Origin of the sequence: Enterobacter sp. HK-058-C-ECC, from assembly GCF_047531125.1 — a bacterium.
GTDB classification, from domain to species: domain Bacteria; phylum Pseudomonadota; class Gammaproteobacteria; order Enterobacterales; family Enterobacteriaceae; genus Enterobacter; species Enterobacter quasiroggenkampii.
Genome location: NZ_JBLKCH010000006.1, coordinates 121,739 through 137,943, shown reverse-complemented (window position 1 = coordinate 137,943; position 16,205 = coordinate 121,739). Strand labels below are relative to the sequence as shown.

General features: G+C 57.2%; 15 protein-coding genes. 5 read left to right on the top strand and 10 right to left on the bottom strand.

Annotation, left to right across the window (positions count from 1 at the left end):
• Nucleotides 1–23 precede the first annotated feature (23 nt).
• Nucleotides 24–740: a two-component system response regulator ArcA gene (arcA, locus tag ACMWJS_RS13810; RefSeq protein WP_003856501.1), complete on the top strand. Its 717-nt coding sequence runs from the start codon at nucleotides 24–26 to the stop codon at nucleotides 738–740.
• A 47-nt stretch (nucleotides 741–787) separates the two neighbouring features.
• Here arcA and creD read toward each other — a convergent pair whose 3' ends face one another.
• From creD to creA, 4 genes are read right to left on the bottom strand one after another with little or no spacing between them, the layout of a single operon-like run.
• Nucleotides 788–2,140, bottom strand: coding sequence for a cell envelope integrity protein CreD (gene creD / locus ACMWJS_RS13805; protein ID WP_414747202.1), 1,353 nt, complete (start codon nucleotides 2,138–2,140; stop codon nucleotides 788–790).
• Between the two features lie 56 nt (nucleotides 2,141–2,196).
• Entirely contained in the window at nucleotides 2,197–3,621 is a 1,425-nt protein-coding gene (creC, locus tag ACMWJS_RS13800; protein ID WP_048225587.1) for a two-component system sensor histidine kinase CreC, read from the bottom strand.
• Nucleotides 3,621–4,310, bottom strand: coding sequence for a two-component system response regulator CreB (gene creB / locus ACMWJS_RS13795; protein WP_196365481.1), 690 nt, complete (start codon nucleotides 4,308–4,310; stop codon nucleotides 3,621–3,623). The genes creC and creB overlap by 1 nt, the downstream gene beginning before the upstream one ends.
• A 14-nt stretch (nucleotides 4,311–4,324) precedes the next feature.
• Nucleotides 4,325–4,795: a protein CreA gene (gene creA / locus ACMWJS_RS13790; protein WP_048225583.1), complete on the bottom strand. Its 471-nt coding sequence runs from the start codon at nucleotides 4,793–4,795 to the stop codon at nucleotides 4,325–4,327.
• Between the two features lie 211 nt (nucleotides 4,796–5,006).
• On the opposite strand from creA, the gene robA reads away from it, so the two are divergent.
• Nucleotides 5,007–5,876 carry an MDR efflux pump AcrAB transcriptional activator RobA gene (gene robA / locus ACMWJS_RS13785; protein ID WP_045907752.1) on the top strand — a complete coding sequence of 290 codons (870 nt, stop codon included), beginning with the start codon at nucleotides 5,007–5,009 and terminating at the stop codon, nucleotides 5,874–5,876.
• On the opposite strand, the gene gpmB is transcribed toward robA, so the two are convergent.
• On the bottom strand, nucleotides 5,873–6,520 hold the full coding sequence (gene gpmB / locus ACMWJS_RS13780) for a 2,3-diphosphoglycerate-dependent phosphoglycerate mutase GpmB (protein ID WP_008502057.1): 648 nt from the start codon (nucleotides 6,518–6,520) through the stop codon (nucleotides 5,873–5,875). The genes robA and gpmB overlap by 4 nt on opposite strands.
• A 50-nt stretch (nucleotides 6,521–6,570) precedes the next feature.
• Between gpmB and yjjX the strand changes: the two genes are divergently transcribed.
• The gene (gene yjjX, locus ACMWJS_RS13775; protein WP_008502058.1) at nucleotides 6,571–7,086 is read left to right on the top strand and encodes an inosine/xanthosine triphosphatase; all 516 of its coding nucleotides are present in this window, start codon (nucleotides 6,571–6,573) and stop codon (nucleotides 7,084–7,086) included.
• On the opposite strand, the gene trpR is transcribed toward yjjX, so the two are convergent.
• Nucleotides 7,083–7,409: a trp operon repressor gene (trpR, locus tag ACMWJS_RS13770; protein ID WP_047747961.1), complete on the bottom strand. Its 327-nt coding sequence runs from the start codon at nucleotides 7,407–7,409 to the stop codon at nucleotides 7,083–7,085. The genes yjjX and trpR overlap by 4 nt on opposite strands.
• Before the next feature lie 55 nt (nucleotides 7,410–7,464).
• A complete protein-coding gene (sltY, locus tag ACMWJS_RS13765) occupies nucleotides 7,465–9,402 on the bottom strand; it encodes a murein transglycosylase (protein WP_414747201.1) in 1,938 nt (645 codons plus the stop codon).
• Between the two features lie 227 nt (nucleotides 9,403–9,629).
• Here sltY and ettA point away from each other — a divergent pair, with 227 nt between their 5' ends.
• Nucleotides 9,630–11,297, top strand: coding sequence for an energy-dependent translational throttle protein EttA (ettA, locus tag ACMWJS_RS13760; protein ID WP_003856515.1), 1,668 nt, complete (start codon nucleotides 9,630–9,632; stop codon nucleotides 11,295–11,297).
• A 128-nt stretch (nucleotides 11,298–11,425) separates the two neighbouring features.
• Here ettA and ACMWJS_RS13755 read toward each other — a convergent pair whose 3' ends face one another.
• A complete protein-coding gene (locus ACMWJS_RS13755) occupies nucleotides 11,426–12,325 on the bottom strand; it encodes a LysR family transcriptional regulator (RefSeq protein ID WP_111964085.1) in 900 nt (299 codons plus the stop codon).
• Nucleotides 12,326–12,433: 108 nt separating this feature from the next.
• On the opposite strand from ACMWJS_RS13755, the gene ACMWJS_RS13750 reads away from it, so the two are divergent.
• Nucleotides 12,434–13,435: a zinc-binding alcohol dehydrogenase family protein gene (locus ACMWJS_RS13750; protein WP_414747200.1), complete on the top strand. Its 1,002-nt coding sequence runs from the start codon at nucleotides 12,434–12,436 to the stop codon at nucleotides 13,433–13,435.
• A 65-nt stretch (nucleotides 13,436–13,500) separates the two neighbouring features.
• On the opposite strand, the gene nadR is transcribed toward ACMWJS_RS13750, so the two are convergent.
• Nucleotides 13,501–14,733, bottom strand: a complete 1,233-nt coding sequence (gene nadR / locus ACMWJS_RS13745) for a multifunctional transcriptional regulator/nicotinamide-nucleotide adenylyltransferase/ribosylnicotinamide kinase NadR (RefSeq protein WP_032643997.1) — start codon at nucleotides 14,731–14,733, stop codon at nucleotides 13,501–13,503.
• Between the two features lie 35 nt (nucleotides 14,734–14,768).
• Nucleotides 14,769–16,154 carry a DNA repair protein RadA gene (gene radA, locus ACMWJS_RS13740; protein ID WP_023293325.1) on the bottom strand — a complete coding sequence of 462 codons (1,386 nt, stop codon included), beginning with the start codon at nucleotides 16,152–16,154 and terminating at the stop codon, nucleotides 14,769–14,771.
• Between the last annotated feature and the right edge of the window lie 51 nt (nucleotides 16,155–16,205).

The following is a 16,205-nucleotide window of genomic DNA, read 5'->3' as shown; positions in this document are numbered from 1 at the left end:
AGTTGGCAATTTAGGTAGCAAACATGCAGACCCCGCACATTCTTATCGTTGAAGACGAGTTGGTAACACGCAACACGTTGAAGAGCATTTTCGAAGCAGAAGGCTACGATGTCTTTGAAGCGACCGATGGCGCAGAGATGCATCAGATCCTTTCTGAAAATGATATCAACCTGGTGATCATGGATATTAACCTGCCGGGCAAAAACGGTCTTCTTCTGGCGCGCGAACTGCGCGAGCAGGCGAACGTCGCGTTAATGTTCCTGACGGGCCGTGATAACGAAGTTGATAAAATTCTTGGCCTGGAAATCGGTGCGGATGATTACATCACCAAGCCGTTCAACCCTCGCGAGTTAACCATTCGTGCACGCAACCTGCTGTCCCGTACCATGAATCTGGGCACGGTCAGCGAAGAGCGTCGTAGCGTTGATAGCTACAAATTCAACGGCTGGGAACTTGATATCAATAGCCGTTCGCTGATTAGCCCGAACGGCGAGCAGTATAAACTGCCGCGCAGTGAATTCCGCGCGATGCTGCACTTCTGCGAAAACCCGGGCAAGATCCAGTCCCGTGCAGAGCTGCTGAAGAAAATGACCGGCCGTGAGCTGAAGCCGCACGACCGTACCGTAGACGTCACCATCCGTCGTATTCGTAAGCACTTCGAATCTACGCCAGATACGCCGGAAATCATCGCCACGATCCACGGCGAAGGGTACCGTTTCTGCGGTGACCTGCAGGAGTAATCCCGCAGTTAACGCATTAAAAAACGGCGCATTTGCGCCGTTTTTTTTTATTTCCAGATCCGCATCGTGTCGTAATCAGGCTCTGCTGGTGGCTCAGGACGCTTCGGCTGAGAGAGCGAGTACCAGTCGAAATGCCGGGTCAGGTACATCACGGCAAACAGCGCCAGCGCGAGAACCGCTGACCCCAACAGCAGCGCGCTATCCTCCGAGCGCAGCAGGAACCACATCACGACATCCAGCCCGAGTAGCGCCAGCACAAACAGCCCGCTGCGCTTCCAGCTTTTCATCACGGCCTGCAGGTACATTACGTTCATTGCTGCACCAACCAGACTTGCAACAACCCAGGCGGGGGTAAACCCGACGTGTTCAGACAGCGCCAGCAGCACCAGATAGAACAGGACCAGCGACAGACCCACCAGCAGATACTGCATCGGGTGAAGGCGTAATCCGGTTAAGGTTTCGAAGACAAAGAAGGCCATAAACGTCAGCGCAATCAGCAAAATGGCGTACTTGATCGCACGGTCAGTCAGTTGATACTGATCGGCAGGCGTGGCTACCGTAACGCTAAAAGCAGGGATTGATTCCCACTCTGGCGATTCACTGCCGTTAAACCAGCTCTCAAGATTGTTCGCAAACCAGCTGCTCTGCCAGTTCGCCTGAAAACCAGAATCACCAATTTTATGTTTCACCGGCAGATAGTTACCCATAAAACCCGGATGAGGCCAGTTGCTGTTGAGCGTCATTTCACTGTTGCGTCCCACAGGAACCACGGCAAAACTCCCCGTTCCGGCCAGATTCAGGGACATCTCCAGGGCAAACGTTTTTGACTCCAGCGTTTTGTCAGTCAGCGGAATATGAATACCGGAAAGCGCACCATCCACACCCGACCCCGGCTCGACGCTCAACGCCTCGCCATTGATGCTGGAGACTTTCACCGTGCCAATGCCCCGCGCATCCCCCACGCCGACAACGATAAACGGTTGCCCAAGGGTCATCGTTTCCCCTTTAAGCTGCGCCATTTTCTCGGTGCTGAACCGCACTTTTATCCTGAGATCGGTGTTCCAGATCTGTCCGTCATAGATCCCGATATTTCGGGACTCAACGTGCTGGCTACCTTCAACAACCAGTGACTCCGGCAGAATAAAATGCATATAGCTTTTCTTGTACTCGACTTTCTTCTCATCCTCTACCTTGTAAAAAATCTCCGTTACCGGGATAGCAATCAGCGGCCCGACCAGTTTTTGCGGCCCGCTGGTACTCTGACGCAGCGTATTTTCAACATCGTTGCGGTAGCTCTCTCGCTCTGATATCAGGTTACTGACCATAAAAAGCGGGACTAACAGCAGCAGGATGCACCCCAGCAGGGTGCTAACTTTCCAGAACAGGGGGGATTTCATCATTACGTCTCCTTTGTGATGAGGAGAGCGTAACCAGGCTATGTGGGGTCAGTTTGAAGTTATGTGAAGGGACGGTGAAGTCTCAGCGTGGCCATCACGCCCCCTTCATCACGATTACGCAATGTAATTTCTCCCTGATGCAGACGCGCCACCTCCTGAACAAACGCCAGCCCGAGCCCGCTGCTCTTTAACCCGTTCTCGCGCGGAAGGGAATAAAAGCGCTCAAAAATACGCTCCAGCGCGTAATCCGGGATCCCGCTTCCGCTGTCGGTGACGATCAGCTCTACCTGCCTGCGATCTTCCCGGGCCGCCAGCGCAATGGCGCCCCCCTGCGGGGTGAAATCGATAGCGTTATCCAGCAAATTGCCGAGCGCCTGTTCGAGAAGGTCGGGATCGCCCGCCACATAAAGCGATGTCGGCTGAAGGGTCAGCACAATTTCTTTCGCTGCCAACAGCGTCGCTCGCGCGTCTGCAAGCCGAGTGAAGAGCGAGTCAACGCTGACAGCCTCAGGCGTAATCTCGACACGATTTTCAAGCCGCGCCTGAGTGAGCAGCTTTTCAACCAGCGACTGCATGCGCGCATTTTGCACCAGAATATTATCGATAAACCGCGCGGCAACCTGCGGCGGCGGCTGCTCGGAGAGAATTTCTGCCGCGCCGCGTATGGCGGCAATCGGGCTTTTCAGCTCGTGGGTCAGCGCATGGACATAGCGTTCAATGTAGTTTTTCCCTTCAAGGCGAATACGCATATTTTCCAGCGCCTGTGCCAGCTTTTGCAGCTCGCTACTGCCTGGATTAGGCAATGGGAGAGGCGTATCGGTGGTTACCGAGTCGGCATAGCGCGATAACGTACCGATAGATCGATTGATCCACCACGCCACCGCCAAGCCAATCAGCAGGGCAATGCCGAGCAGCGCACCGCCTGCCCACAGTATCCGTCGCTCGCTGCGGTGAATCACCGGAGCCATCGCGCTGTTCGGTTTCCCCACCGACAGCACGCCGATTATCTTGCCCTGATCCACAACCGGCGCGGCAACATACATCACCGTGCTTTCCGGATCGTCTGGATGGCTCTGGGTACTGCGCGCGCCGTATTCGCCGCGAAGCGTCAGCCAGACATCGTTCCAGCGCGAGTAATCTTTTCCCACGGCCAGACCAGCGGAATCAAACACGACCCTGCCCTGCGCATCGGTCATGTAGACGTGATACTCGTTACGCACTTTATGAATCCCGCCAATATTGGCGCGAAATGGGCGCTGATGAAGCTGAGAAAAGGCCTGTGCCAGCTTGCCCTGCTGCGCGTGACCCGAAAGCAAATCATCACGTCCGATTTCAGCCAACAGGGTCGCGGTATCGATTAATGTGCCCTCGGTTGCCCTGCGCACGCCGGGCTTCACCTCCTGAACAAAGATCGACAGCACGAACCACGCGGCGATGGCGACGATCAGGAAATACCCCAGCAGCAACCGCATCCCAATGCGCATCAGTAAAGGCCCAGACTGTAGCCCATACCGCGATGGGTGCTGATGGGGGACAGTTCCTCGTTCACCGCCCGCAGCTTGGCGCGCAGGGTTTTGATGTGGGTGTCCACGGTACGATCGAAACTGTCGCCGTCTTCACCCCACACCTTGTCCATGAGCTGCTGACGCGAAAAGACCCGACCGGGCGCCTGTAACAAGGTTTTGAGCAGCAAGAATTCGTAGCGGGTCAGGGGCAATGCTTCCCCGCACCAGCTGATTCGTGCGGCAGGCTCGTTCAGTTCAAACTGCCCGATACGCAACGTTTCTGAGGGTGCGGCGGATTTTTGCATGCGCCGTAAAACAGTCCGCACCCGAGCGCAGACTTCACGAGGGGAGAAAGGTTTCGCAACGTAGTCATCAGCGCCCATTTCCAGGCCAAGCAGCTTGTCGACCTCATCACTGCGCGCCGTCAGAAACAGTACAGGCAGCGAGGGATGCTGCGCCAGCAGCCGACGGCAAAGCTCAAACCCGCTGATGTCCGGCAGTCCGACATCCAGAATGGCGAGCGCCGGAACCTGCCGCTGAGCCTCCTCCAGCACGGGTAAACCGCGTTCAAACGCCTTTACCGCGAATCCTTCCTGCTGAAGCATGTAGATCAGCGTATCGGCGATACTGGTTTCGTCTTCAACCAGCCAGACCACAGGTTGTTGCATGATTCATCCCTGAATTAATGCCACGGCATAATCGGCACCGCGCTGATCGCGTTCTTCGGTGAGCCTTCCACCACTTTGTCAGAATAGGCAAGGTAGGCCAGCGTGTTGCGTTTGGCATCGTAGAAACGCACAACCTGCAGCTTTTTGAACACCAGCGAGGTCCGTTTCTGGAATACCACGTCGCCCTGCGCCTTGCCGTTTTTAATTTTATCGCTCAATTCAACCGGTCCCACCTGCTGACAGGAGATCGCCGCATCGGAGGTGTCCTCCGCCAGCCCCAGGCCGCCTTTGATACCGCCCGTTTTCGCACGGCTGACATAGCAGGTGACGTTTTTCACGTCTGGATCATCAAACGCCTCAACGACAATTTTGTGGTCCGGGCCAAACATTTTGAACACGGTATCGACGGAACCAATCTGTTCCGCCTGTGCAGCGCGTCCGGCCATCAACATCAGCGCGGTGAAGAGCAAAGTCTTGTATTTCATATTGTTACCATTCTTTAAAATTACACTGAGCGATTATTCAACACTTTAGACAAAAATGTAGCAAGATCACAGGATTAGAATATATTTGCCCATAATGCCCTGCAAAAAGCATGAATGCGCAAAAAAAACACTGAATGCTAAAACATCAAAAAATGCTATTATCCGCTAACCTGTTATCAGGCACCTGCTGTTTTAAGGATGAGGATAGTATATGGATCAGGCTGGAATTATTCGCGACCTGCTCACCTGGCTGGAAGGTCATCTCGACCAGCCTTTGTCACTGGATAATGTGGCGGCTAAAGCAGGCTATTCCAAGTGGCATCTGCAAAGGATGTTCAAGGATGTCACCGGTCATGCTATCGGGGCCTATATTCGCGCACGTCGTTTATCGAAATCTGCTGTGGCTCTGCGCCTGACCGCGCGCCCGATTCTGGATATTGCCCTGCAATATCGTTTCGATTCGCAGCAGACTTTCACCCGCGCCTTTAAAAAACAGTTCTCGTTGACGCCAGCGCTGTATCGTCGCTCGCCTGACTGGAGCTCGTTTGGCATGCGTCCGCCGCTGCGTCTGGGCGAGTTCGCGATGCCGAAGTATGAAATTATTACCCTGCCGGAGACCCATCTGATCGGCACAACGCAGAGCTACTCCTGTTCACTGGAGCAGATTTCCGAGTTCCGTCATCAGATGCGCGTTCAGTTCTGGCGCGACTTCCTGAGCCACGCGCCGGCGATCCCGCCGATCCTGTATGGTCTCAACGAAACGCACCCAAGCCAGGAAAAAGACGACGAGCAGGAGGTGTTCTACACCACCGCGCTGACGCCAGAGATGGCCAATGGCTACATTCAGGGTTCGAAACCTGTCGTGCTGGAAGGCGGCGAATACGTGATGTTCGCCTATGAAGGGCTGGGAACGGGGGTGCAGGAGTTTATCCTGACCGTTTACGGAACCTGCATGCCGATGCTGAATCTGAATCGCCGTAAAGGTCAGGACATTGAGCTCTACTACCCGGCTCAGGATGCGAAACCGGAAGAAGGCCCTATCAATCTGCGTATGGAATTCTTGATTCCAATACGTCGTTAACGCTGCAGTTCGTCAAGCGCAGGGGCATCAAGATGCGAAATGTCCCCTGCCATCTCCACGACCCAACCTGACGCCAGCCACGCGCTTTCCTGATAATCAATTCGGGAAATGGAGCAGTTACGCAGACGCAGACGGCGCTCAGCGTAAGCCGGTAACCCCAGAATGGTGCTCACCAGGCAACCCAACGCAATCCCATGACTCACCAGCAGCGGACGGCTTCCCGCCGGAAGCTTCAGGCATTCCGCCAGGGCGGCATGCATACGTACGCTGAGCTCCTGCATGGATTCGCCCTCAGGAATGCGGCCATCTTCGGTACCGTTCACCAGCGTGCGGCGCCAGCCCTCTTCCGTTTCCGTCAGCGTATCGATATGGCGTTTTTCCAGCACGCCCATATCCAGCTCGCGCAGGCGCGGCTCAAGCATGACGTCACAGCCGCAGGCGTCTGCGATGATGCGCGCCGTCTGCTGTGTGCGACCTAAATCGCTGGTAATGACGTGGGTAATGCCCAGCGTTCTGGCACGCTCTGCCACCTGCCACGCTTGCTGCACACCCTTCTCAGTGAGAGGACTGTCTGACTGGCCTTGAATACGTCGCTCGGCGTTCCACTGCGTTTCACCGTGGCGAACAAGGTATACCTGTAACATGCTTTTTTTCCGTTATACTGCGATGAGTTTTTTTTGAATCGAGCTTAATTATGCACCATGTTGTCTCTGCTACCACTAATCCTGCCAAAATTCAGGCAATTCTAAGGGCATTTGACGAGATCTTCGGCGCAGGATCCTGCCATATTGAGGCCATCGGCGTCGAGAGTGGCGTTCCTGAACAGCCGTTTGGCAGCGAGGAAACGCGCGCTGGCGCACGAAATCGCGTGGCAAATGCCAGGGCTGCGGCACCGGATGCGGACTTTTGGGTGGCGATTGAAGCCGGTATCGACGAAGGTGCAACCTTTAGCTGGGTGGTGATCGAAAGCCGTGAACAGCGCGGCGAAGCGCGTTCGGCCACCCTACCCCTGCCGGAAATCATTCTGGAAAAAGTGCGTGCGGGTGAAGCGCTCGGGCCGGTGATGTCGCAGTACACCGGCATTGATGAGATTGGCCGTAAAGAAGGGGCGATTGGCGTCTTTACCGCAGGCGCGCTGACGCGTTCAGGCGTTTACCACCAGGCGGTGATCCTGGCGTTAAGCCCGTTCCATAACGCGATTTATCGTTAGGTATTTTTCAACAACACCGCTTCCAGCCACTGACGCAGCTCAACGGGCGCCGATTTCAGGCTGTTCGATCCGCGGGTAATCGTTGCGATGCCCGCGCCGAGCTCATTTTTCAGCTCGCGCTGGCTCATCTCGCCGCGCAGTAACTCTTCAATGATCCGCACGCGCGTTCCCAGCGCCTCACGCTCGTCCGGCGTGAGCATCAGCTGCATCAGGGGTAAATGCAAATCCTGCTCGTAAGACTGACGAAGCAACTCCACAAAACGAAGCCACTCCTGATGACGTTGTTCGGCCATTGCCGAGGAATACGGGGAATGCTGGGTCATGTTATGCTGCCTCTTGTACTCTTTAGCGAGTACAGCATAACACAACCCACGCCGATCAGTAACGTCTCTGCCACTCGGCATCGCTCATCAGGGTATCTTTCTGCCCCATGAAGTAGCGATAGTAGGCATCATAGGCCAGCACGTTCTTCACGTAGCCACGCGTTTCCGAGAACGGGATGCTCTCGACAAACGCCACGGCGTCGATGCGTCCGGCGCTGTTGCCGAGCCAGGTGCGCACGCGACCCGGTCCCGCGTTATAGGCCGCCGATGAGAAGATGCGGTTGTTACCGAACTGCTGATACACATACTGGAGATAGCTGGTACCGATATTGATGTTGGTATCCGGATCGAGAAGCTGTGACGGGCTGCTGTATCCAGGGATGTTAAACATCTTCACCGTGTGCGTCGCCGTGCCCGGCATGATCTGCATCAGGCCGCTGGCGCCCACCGGGGAACGGACTTTCGGGTTCCAGGCACTCTCCTGACGGGCAATGGCCATCGCGTAGCTTTGCGGAATATCTTTGCCGCGGGTATAGCGCTCGAACAGATCGTTGTACGCCAGCGGGAAACGCTCTTCGAGATGATCCCACAGCTTACCGGCGATCGTCGCCTGCACGCTCAGATCCCACCAGTGGTTATCAAAGGCATAGCGGGCAAGCTGGGCTTTTTCGTCGGTGGTGCGGCTGGTCACCAGATTCGCCCATTCGCTGCGCGCGGTGTTATCCATATTCCAGTACATCAGCTCGCGAACGCGCGCCATTTCTGGCCCCTGCGTCAGCGCCGGGTTCGCGTCAGCGGGCGCCTTATCAATGCGGAAGGTGTACTCCTCGCCCAGGCGCTGCGCGGCCGCCATCGGGTAGAACCCGCGTTGCTGCATCAGCGTATGGAGAATCTCTTTGGCTTCATCATCACGACCGCGCTCCATCAGCAGATCGGCCTGCCAGTAGCGCCATTCGTCTTTCTCTTTGGCCTCCATTGGCAACCGCGCGAGCCAGGTATTGAGCCCGCGACGATCGCCCGTACCCAGCGCCATGCGCACGCGGCGCTCCACCAGCGACGTGGAGTTCGAACGCATAATGGCATCGTCTCGCCAGCGCGCCTGCTCGTCGGTCACATCGGTGCCCATCAGTCGCCACGCCACAATATCGCGCAGCTCCTGGGTTTGCTCCTCATTAAGCTGCTGTGCCTGCACCAGCTGCGGGATCATCAGTCGTGCGTTTTCCACATCATCACGCGCCACGCTGGCAAAAGCCACCGCCGCCATCTGGCGGGTAAAATCGGTCGCGCCCGTACTGCGGGCAAAGGTCAGCACGCTGTTGGGATCGTTTGCCAGCGAGATAACCGCCGTGGAGATCGTCTGGTAATCGGACGGCATCTGCCCCGCCAGCGTGGTCACCAGCCGCGTGTTGCCTGCCTTCATCGCCAGGCGGATGCGCTCAAGGTAGGACAGCGGGTCCTGCTTGCCGGAAGCACGCCATGCGCCAAACAGCGAATCACAGGCGTTCGGCTGATTTTTCCCGGTCAGCCAGAGTTCTTTCGCCCCGGCCCAGGCCTCTTCCTGCTGGCCGGTCGCCCATTTTGCGTAGTAGTAGTTACACTGCGCTTCGGTGGTATTCGGCTTTTCAGGGCTAAACGCCAGCAGTCCGCGCCAGTCTTCGCGACGCGCCAGCTCATTCACAAAACGAGACTGGAGATTTCGGGCTGGTGGCAGGGTCGGGTTCGCCTGAATGAAGTTATTCACGGTGACGGTTGGCTGGTTCATGAGATCGTCCGTGATCTGGCGATACTCGAGATACGGATACAGCGGATAATCCTTTAGCGTCGGCATCAGCGCCTGCACGGTATCCATCTGCTTGTTGTCCCACGCCTGTTTAATCTGAGCGTAGCGACTACGTTGTTCATCCAGTGAATCGGCATGCACCGCCTGGCTTACCGCCATTACGCATACGCTGGCAGCCAGCAGACGCCAGACCACCTGTTTGGCTTTTTCCACAAGCTCTTCCTCATTGTTTTTTCGTCAATTGCAGCGTCTTGCCACGTCAAAGTCTAATTAACTTATGCTAACCAGGCATCCTTCAACGCGCCACGTCATGGACACTTTTTTACCTTTCTTGCGCGTTTTAACACTCCCGACGTTCCTGGCTGGGATTAGGGCGGGAAAAAGGCTACACTTCGAGGCTGAAATTCCTTCTCATTACGATAAAAGAGGCGAAGTCCAACGTGGCTCAATTCGTTTATACCATGCATCGTGTCGGCAAAGTTGTCCCGCCGAAACGTCATATTCTTAAAAATATCTCGCTGAGCTTCTTCCCGGGCGCAAAAATCGGTGTTCTGGGTCTCAACGGTGCCGGTAAGTCCACCCTGCTGCGCATCATGGCCGGCATTGATACAGACATCGAAGGTGAAGCCCGTCCGCAGCCTGGCATCAAGATTGGCTACCTGCCGCAGGAACCTCAGCTGAACCCGGAACACACCGTTCGCGAATCCGTTGAAGAAGCGGTATCTGAAGTGGTTAACGCCCTGAAAGGTCTGGATGAAGTGTATGCCAAATACGCCGAGCCGGATGCGGACTTCGACAAGCTGGCCGCACAGCAGGGCAAGTATGAAGAGATCATCCAGGCGCACGACGGTCACAACCTGAACGTGCAGCTGGAGCGCGCGGCGGATGCCCTGCGTCTGCCGGACTGGGATGCAAAAATCGCGAACCTCTCCGGGGGTGAACGCCGCCGCGTGGCGCTGTGCCGCCTGCTGCTGGAAAAACCAGACATGCTGCTGCTCGACGAACCAACTAACCACCTGGATGCGGAATCCGTGGCGTGGCTGGAGCGCTTCCTGCACGACTTCGAAGGCACCGTTGTGGCGATTACCCACGACCGTTACTTCCTCGACAACGTCGCCGGCTGGATCCTGGAGCTGGACCGCGGTGAAGGTATTCCATGGGAAGGCAACTACTCCTCCTGGCTGGAGCAGAAAGATCAGCGTCTGGCTCAGGAAGCGTCTCAGGAAGCGGCCCGTCGTAAGTCTATCGAGAAAGAGCTGGAGTGGGTGCGTCAGGGCGCGAAAGGCCGTCAGTCTAAGGGCAAAGCCCGTCTGGCACGCTTCGAAGAGCTGAACAACACCGAATACCAGAAACGTAACGAAACCAACGAACTGTTTATTCCACCTGGAGCACGTCTGGGGGATAAAGTGGTTGAAGTGACCAACCTGCGTAAGTCTTATGGCGACCGTGTGCTGATCGACGACCTGACCTTCTCCGTACCGAAAGGCGCTATCGTCGGCATCATCGGTCCGAACGGCGCGGGTAAATCAACCCTGTTCCGCATGATGTCCGGTCAGGAACAGCCAGACAGCGGTTCTATCACCCTGGGTGAGACCGTGAAGCTGGCCTCCGTTGACCAGTTCCGTGACGCGATGGATAACAGCAAAACCGTGTGGGAAGAAGTCTCCGGCGGTCTGGATATCATGCGTATCGGCAACACCGAGATGCCAAGCCGCGCCTACGTTGGTCGCTTTAACTTTAAAGGCACCGATCAGGGCAAACGCGTGGGCGAGCTGTCCGGCGGTGAGCGCGGTCGTCTGCACCTGGCGAAGCTGCTGCAGGTGGGCGGTAACGTTCTGCTGCTCGATGAACCAACAAACGACCTGGATATCGAAACCCTGCGCGCGCTGGAAAACGCCCTGCTGGAGTTCCCGGGCTGCGCGATGGTTATCTCGCACGACCGCTGGTTCCTGGACCGTATCGCGACCCACATCCTGGACTACCAGGACGAAGGTAAAGTGGAGTTCTTCGAAGGTAACTTCACCGAATACGAAGAGTACAAGAAACGCACGCTGGGCGCCGACGCGCTGGAGCCGAAGCGTATTAAGTACAAGCGTATTGCGAAATAAAAGCAAAACGGCAACTTCGGTTGCCGTTTTTTATGGTTGTTCCCTCTCCCTGTGGGAGAGGGCCAGGGTGAGGGCATCAGGCCGCACAGTGTGTAGGCCGGGTAAGGCGAAGCCGCCACCCGGCTTTTTTATTTGCCCACGTAATACCGCTTCACCTCGTCAAACTGCATCGCAAACTCGATATAGCTCATCAGCGCGGGCGAATTCAGCTTGCGGCTCGGGTAGGCCAGCCAGAGGTCGTTGCCTTCAACGTTCCACTCCGGCAGCACCTGCACCAGCGCGCCCTTTTCAACCTTATCTTCCAGCAAAAATGCAGGAAGCAGCGTGATCCCCGCCCCGGCCATCGCGCACTCGCGGGCGTACACCAGATTATCGGTCATGTGTGCGTTATCTGGCAGGTAGCGGTAATCCTCATTCTCGCTTCGCAGAAGCCACTCCGACCAGGCTCTGTGTGTAATGCTGCGGTGCTCCACCAGTTGACGGGGATGCGTTAGCGGCGCCCGCCGCGCCAGATAGTCCGGCGAGGCCAGCATGTAGCGCGGACAATGCCCGATCATTCGGCCAATCAGGGAGGAGTCCTGCGGCTTGCCGGTACGCAGCGCCACGTCAAAGCCGGACTCGACCAGATCCACCACATCATCAGAGATCGACACGTCCAGCGAAACCTCAGGATAGCGAAGCTGGAACTCGGCATTCATATGCGCCAGCAGCGTCGCGCCAATCCCAGCCGGACAGGTGATGCGCAGCCGCCCGCTCGGGTTTTCGCGCAGGCGCTGAATGGCGTACTCCGCCCGCTCGCTGGCCGCCAGCATTTCGCGGCAATGCACCAGATAGTGCTCGCCCGCAAACGTCAGGTTCAGCCTGCGCGTGGTGCGGTTCAGCAGGCGGATACCCACCTGCTGCTCCAGTTGGCTAATTCGCTGGCTGACGCTGGATTTCGGCAGTTCGGCTTTCTGGGCTGCCGCGGTAAAGCTGCCCATCTCCGCCACCAGCGCGAAAAGCGCCATATCCTGCAGCTGTTTAAACATGATTGTTCATCCTGTACGAACGCTGAGTTCTTGATTGTCCATCTTATCATGCAGCTGGCCACTTAATAGACTAGCCTCAACAAAACGCATGCCATTGAGGAGCACACCATGTCAGTTAAAGCCATTGCCGTGAACCCGGAAAATCCGTCCACCTTCATTGAAATCACTCCACCGATGCCACAGCCCGGCGAGCACGATCTGCTGGTGGAGGTCAAAGCCGTCTCGGTTAACCCGGTCGATACCAAAGTCCACGCGGGCATTGCCAAAAACGGGCTGAAAGAGCCGCGCGTGCTCGGCTGGGATGCCAGCGGGATCGTCAAAGCCGCTGGCGCTGGCGTCACCGGATTCAAACCGGGAGATGAGGTGTGGTATGCAGGGGACATCACCCGCCCGGGCAGCAATACCACACACCAGCTGATCGACGCGCGCATTGTCGGGCACAAACCGGCAAGCCTCGGCTGGGCGGCTGCCGCTGCACTGCCGTTGACCGCACTCACCGCGTGGGAAGGCCTGTTTGAACGGCTGAATATTCAGGATGCCGGTACGGACAAAACCCTGCTGATCATCGGCGGTGCGGGCGGCGTGGGATCGCTGGCGATCCCGTTTGCGAAGCACAACAGCAAGGTAAAGGTCATCGCAACGGCGTCCCGTGAAGATTCCGCCCAGTGGTGCCGCGATCGCGGTGCAGATGTGGTGGTGAACTACCGCGATCTGAAAGGCGAACTGGCGAAGCACGGGCTGAACTTTGTGGATTACATTTTCATCCTCAACGATACCGACGGACACTGGGAGGCGGTCAGCGAACTGATTGCGCCGCAGGGGCATATCTGTTCTATCGTTGAGAATGAACACCCGCTGAACCAGGACAAGCTGAAGTCGAAATCCGCCGCGCTGCACTGGGAATTTATGTACACCCGCAGCATGTACCAGACCGCGGATATGGCGCGCCAGGGTGAGATCCTCAATGAGGTGGCGAAGCTGGTGGATAACGGCGTGGTGGAAAGCTCACTGAGTGAAACGCTGCACGGGCTGAGCGTGGAAAGCATTACGGAGGCGCACCGTAAAGTGCTGGACGGGCATATGCGTGGGAAAGTGGTGATTGAGTTCTGAGTGGCTTGTTCCCCCTCACCCTAACCCTCTCCCCATAGGGGAGAGGGGATAGCACGGAGCCGTCTTTAACCCTGCTCCCCCATCATCTCCTTCACCAGCTCGACGCAGCGCAGGAAACGGGAGTCGTAATCCGACTCTTCCACATGCACGAACTCAACGTTGTTTTCGTTGAGCATATCCACCAGCATGGTCTGGAATTCACGCCTGTCGACGGAGCTGCCGAGGCTGCGCATGCCGTCGGCCACCCACGGGGTGTTGTTTTCCAGCAGGATCACCAGGTCAAAGCGATATTCGTCAATCAGCGCCTGCACGAACGGATGTTCACGCCCTTCGTACTTTTTGCAGAACGCCTGGGTGGTGACAAAATCGGTATCGATAAACGCCACCTTGTTGGCGTATTTCACCGCGAAATCAATGTACTGAGCGTGACCGAGCGCGATTTTGTCGTAGTCGGAATACTGCAGCGCCATCTCATCACCGCCCAGATGGGAAAAGACATAGTCGCGCCCGTACTCCCACGCGCTGGTGGTATTGAAGATATTCGCCAGCTTGTTGACCAGCGTTGACTTACCGCTCGACTCGCCGCCCAGGATCGCGACGGTGCGCACAAAGAACGGCTTCACCTCGGTCGGGATGTAATCCCAGTAGCGGAACGGGTTTTCGCGGATCTGCGCCCCGCTGATGTTCATGAAGGTGCGTTTCGGGTCGATCAGCACCGTCTCAATGCCCAGATGCTCGCGGAACTGCGGCGCGTCGGACTCTTCAGAGGTGTAGATCCAGTTAGGTGCAATGCCCTTCTCTTCCATAAACGCTTTGATGCCGTTGCTCCACACGTCCCAGCCGTGCGGGTACGGCTCCATGCCCTCTTCGTTGAAGGCATGAATGCGAATGTTTTTCTGGTACTTGAAGGTCTGGAGCAGCCAGCGCAGGCGGTCCGGCACGGTCGGCTGCTGCGACATGGCGCTATCTTCAAACAGCTGGCGATCGCGGGTTTCGTCGTACCCCATGATGATGTGCAGCTCATCCACCTGGCTACAGGCGCGCTGGATCAGATAGATATGCCCGGTATGCAGCGGGTAAAACTTGCCGAACACCACGCCGATGTTCTTTTGCATACGCGGGAATTCCAGCCCCAGAAAGCGGTGCAGCGCTTCCAGCTTCTGCGCGCTGGGGCTTTTGATTTTGGCGTTCAGCAGTTGGCTCAGGTAGCCTTTGGTCATGCCGCTGGCGTCTGCCACCTGCTGCAGCGTGCAGCCCTTCTGGCGGATAGCGGTCTTGATGTAGTCAAATGATGACATAAATTACGGTGCCTCCTGCAAAATCGAATACGTAATTATAAGTCGTCAAAGACATTTAACGCATCTGCGAGTTTCTTCACGCCAAAAACCTGCATCCCTTCCGGGATTTTTTTCGGCACGTTGGCGGCGGGAACGATCGCGCGACGGAAACCGTGTTTTGCCGCCTCGGAGATTCGCTCCTGCCCGCTCGGCACCGGACGGATTTCCCCGGCCAGCCCCACCTCGCCGAAGACGACCAGATCCTGCGGCAGCGGTCTGTCGCGCAGACTGGAGACCATCGCCAGCAGCAGCGCCAGGTCTGCGCTGGTCTCGGTGACTTTGACGCCGCCGACCACGTTCACGAAGACGTCCTGATCCGCCATCTGCAGCCCGCCGTGACGGTGCAGCACCGCCAGCAGGATCGCCAGACGGTTCTGTTCCAGACCAACCGCTACGCGCCGCGGGTTGCCCATCATCGAGTGATCGACCAGCGCCTGAATTTCGACGAGCAGCGGGCGCGTCCCTTCCCACAGCACCATCACCGAGCTGCCGGAGGTGATCTCATCGCCACGGCTCAGGAAGATGGCCGACGGGTTGCTGACTTCGCGCAGCCCCTGCTCGGTCATGGCAAACACGCCTAACTCGTTCACCGCACCAAAGCGGTTTTTATGACTGCGCAGGGTGCGGAAGCGGGAATCCGCGTCGCCGTCGAGCATCACGGAGCAGTCGATACAGTGTTCGAGCACTTTCGGCCCCGCCAGCGAGCCGTCTTTGGTCACATGGCCCACCATCACAATCGCCACGCCGCGCGTTTTAGCAAAGCGCGTCAGGTAGGCCGCCGTTTCACGCACCTGCGCGACGCTGCCCGGCGAGGACTGGATGTCCGCCATGTGCATCACCTGGATGGAGTCGATCACCATCAGCTTCGGCTGCTCTTCTTCGGCGATCATGCAGATCTGCTCAATGCTGGTTTCCGACAGCATGTTCAGATTACCGGTCGGCAGGCCCAGACGGTGCGCGCGCATCGCCACCTGCTGCAGGGACTCTTCCCCTGTGACGTACAGGGTTTTCATCTGTTCGGCAAGCTTGCAGAGCGTTTGCAGCAGCAGGGTCGATTTACCCGCGCCCGGGTTACCGCCGATAAGAATCGCGCTGCCTGGCACCACGCCGCCGCCGAGCACGCGATCGAACTCTTTAAACCCGGTGGAGAAGCGCGGCAGCTCTTCGAGGCTGATGTCCGAGAGCTTCTGGACTTTCGCTACGCCCGCATTGCCCGCGTAGCCGCTCAGGCGTTCATTGCGCGCCACGCTCGGCGAAGCCGCCACACCACGCACTTCGGTGATGGTGTTCCAGGCATGACAGGCGCTGCATTGCCCCTGCCAGCGCGGATAATCCGCACCACATTCATTACAGACAAATGCGCGTTTTGGAGCTTTCGCCACGGTTTACCTCGTTATTTCTCTGCGGCCTGCGTGCCGGGTGGCGCTTACGCT

Bases quoted from the DNA above. Each gene is read 5' to 3' on its own strand.
- arcA (WP_003856501.1), top strand. From the start codon at position 24: ATGCAGACCCCGCACATTCTTATCGTTGAAGACGAGTTGGTAACACGC.
- creD (WP_414747202.1), bottom strand. From the start codon at position 2,140: ATGATGAAATCCCCCCTGTTCTGGAAAGTTAGCACCCTGCTGGGGTGC.
- creC (WP_048225587.1), bottom strand. From the start codon at position 3,621: ATGCGCATTGGGATGCGGTTGCTGCTGGGGTATTTCCTGATCGTCGCC.
- creB (WP_196365481.1), bottom strand. From the start codon at position 4,310: ATGCAACAACCTGTGGTCTGGCTGGTTGAAGACGAAACCAGTATCGCC.
- creA (WP_048225583.1), bottom strand. From the start codon at position 4,795: ATGAAATACAAGACTTTGCTCTTCACCGCGCTGATGTTGATGGCCGGA.
- robA (WP_045907752.1), top strand. From the start codon at position 5,007: ATGGATCAGGCTGGAATTATTCGCGACCTGCTCACCTGGCTGGAAGGT.
- gpmB (WP_008502057.1), bottom strand. From the start codon at position 6,520: ATGTTACAGGTATACCTTGTTCGCCACGGTGAAACGCAGTGGAACGCC.
- yjjX (WP_008502058.1), top strand. From the start codon at position 6,571: ATGCACCATGTTGTCTCTGCTACCACTAATCCTGCCAAAATTCAGGCA.
- trpR (WP_047747961.1), bottom strand. From the start codon at position 7,409: ATGACCCAGCATTCCCCGTATTCCTCGGCAATGGCCGAACAACGTCAT.
- ACMWJS_RS13755 (WP_111964085.1), bottom strand. From the start codon at position 12,325: ATGTTTAAACAGCTGCAGGATATGGCGCTTTTCGCGCTGGTGGCGGAG.
- ACMWJS_RS13750 (WP_414747200.1), top strand. From the start codon at position 12,434: ATGTCAGTTAAAGCCATTGCCGTGAACCCGGAAAATCCGTCCACCTTC.
- nadR (WP_032643997.1), bottom strand. From the start codon at position 14,733: ATGTCATCATTTGACTACATCAAGACCGCTATCCGCCAGAAGGGCTGC.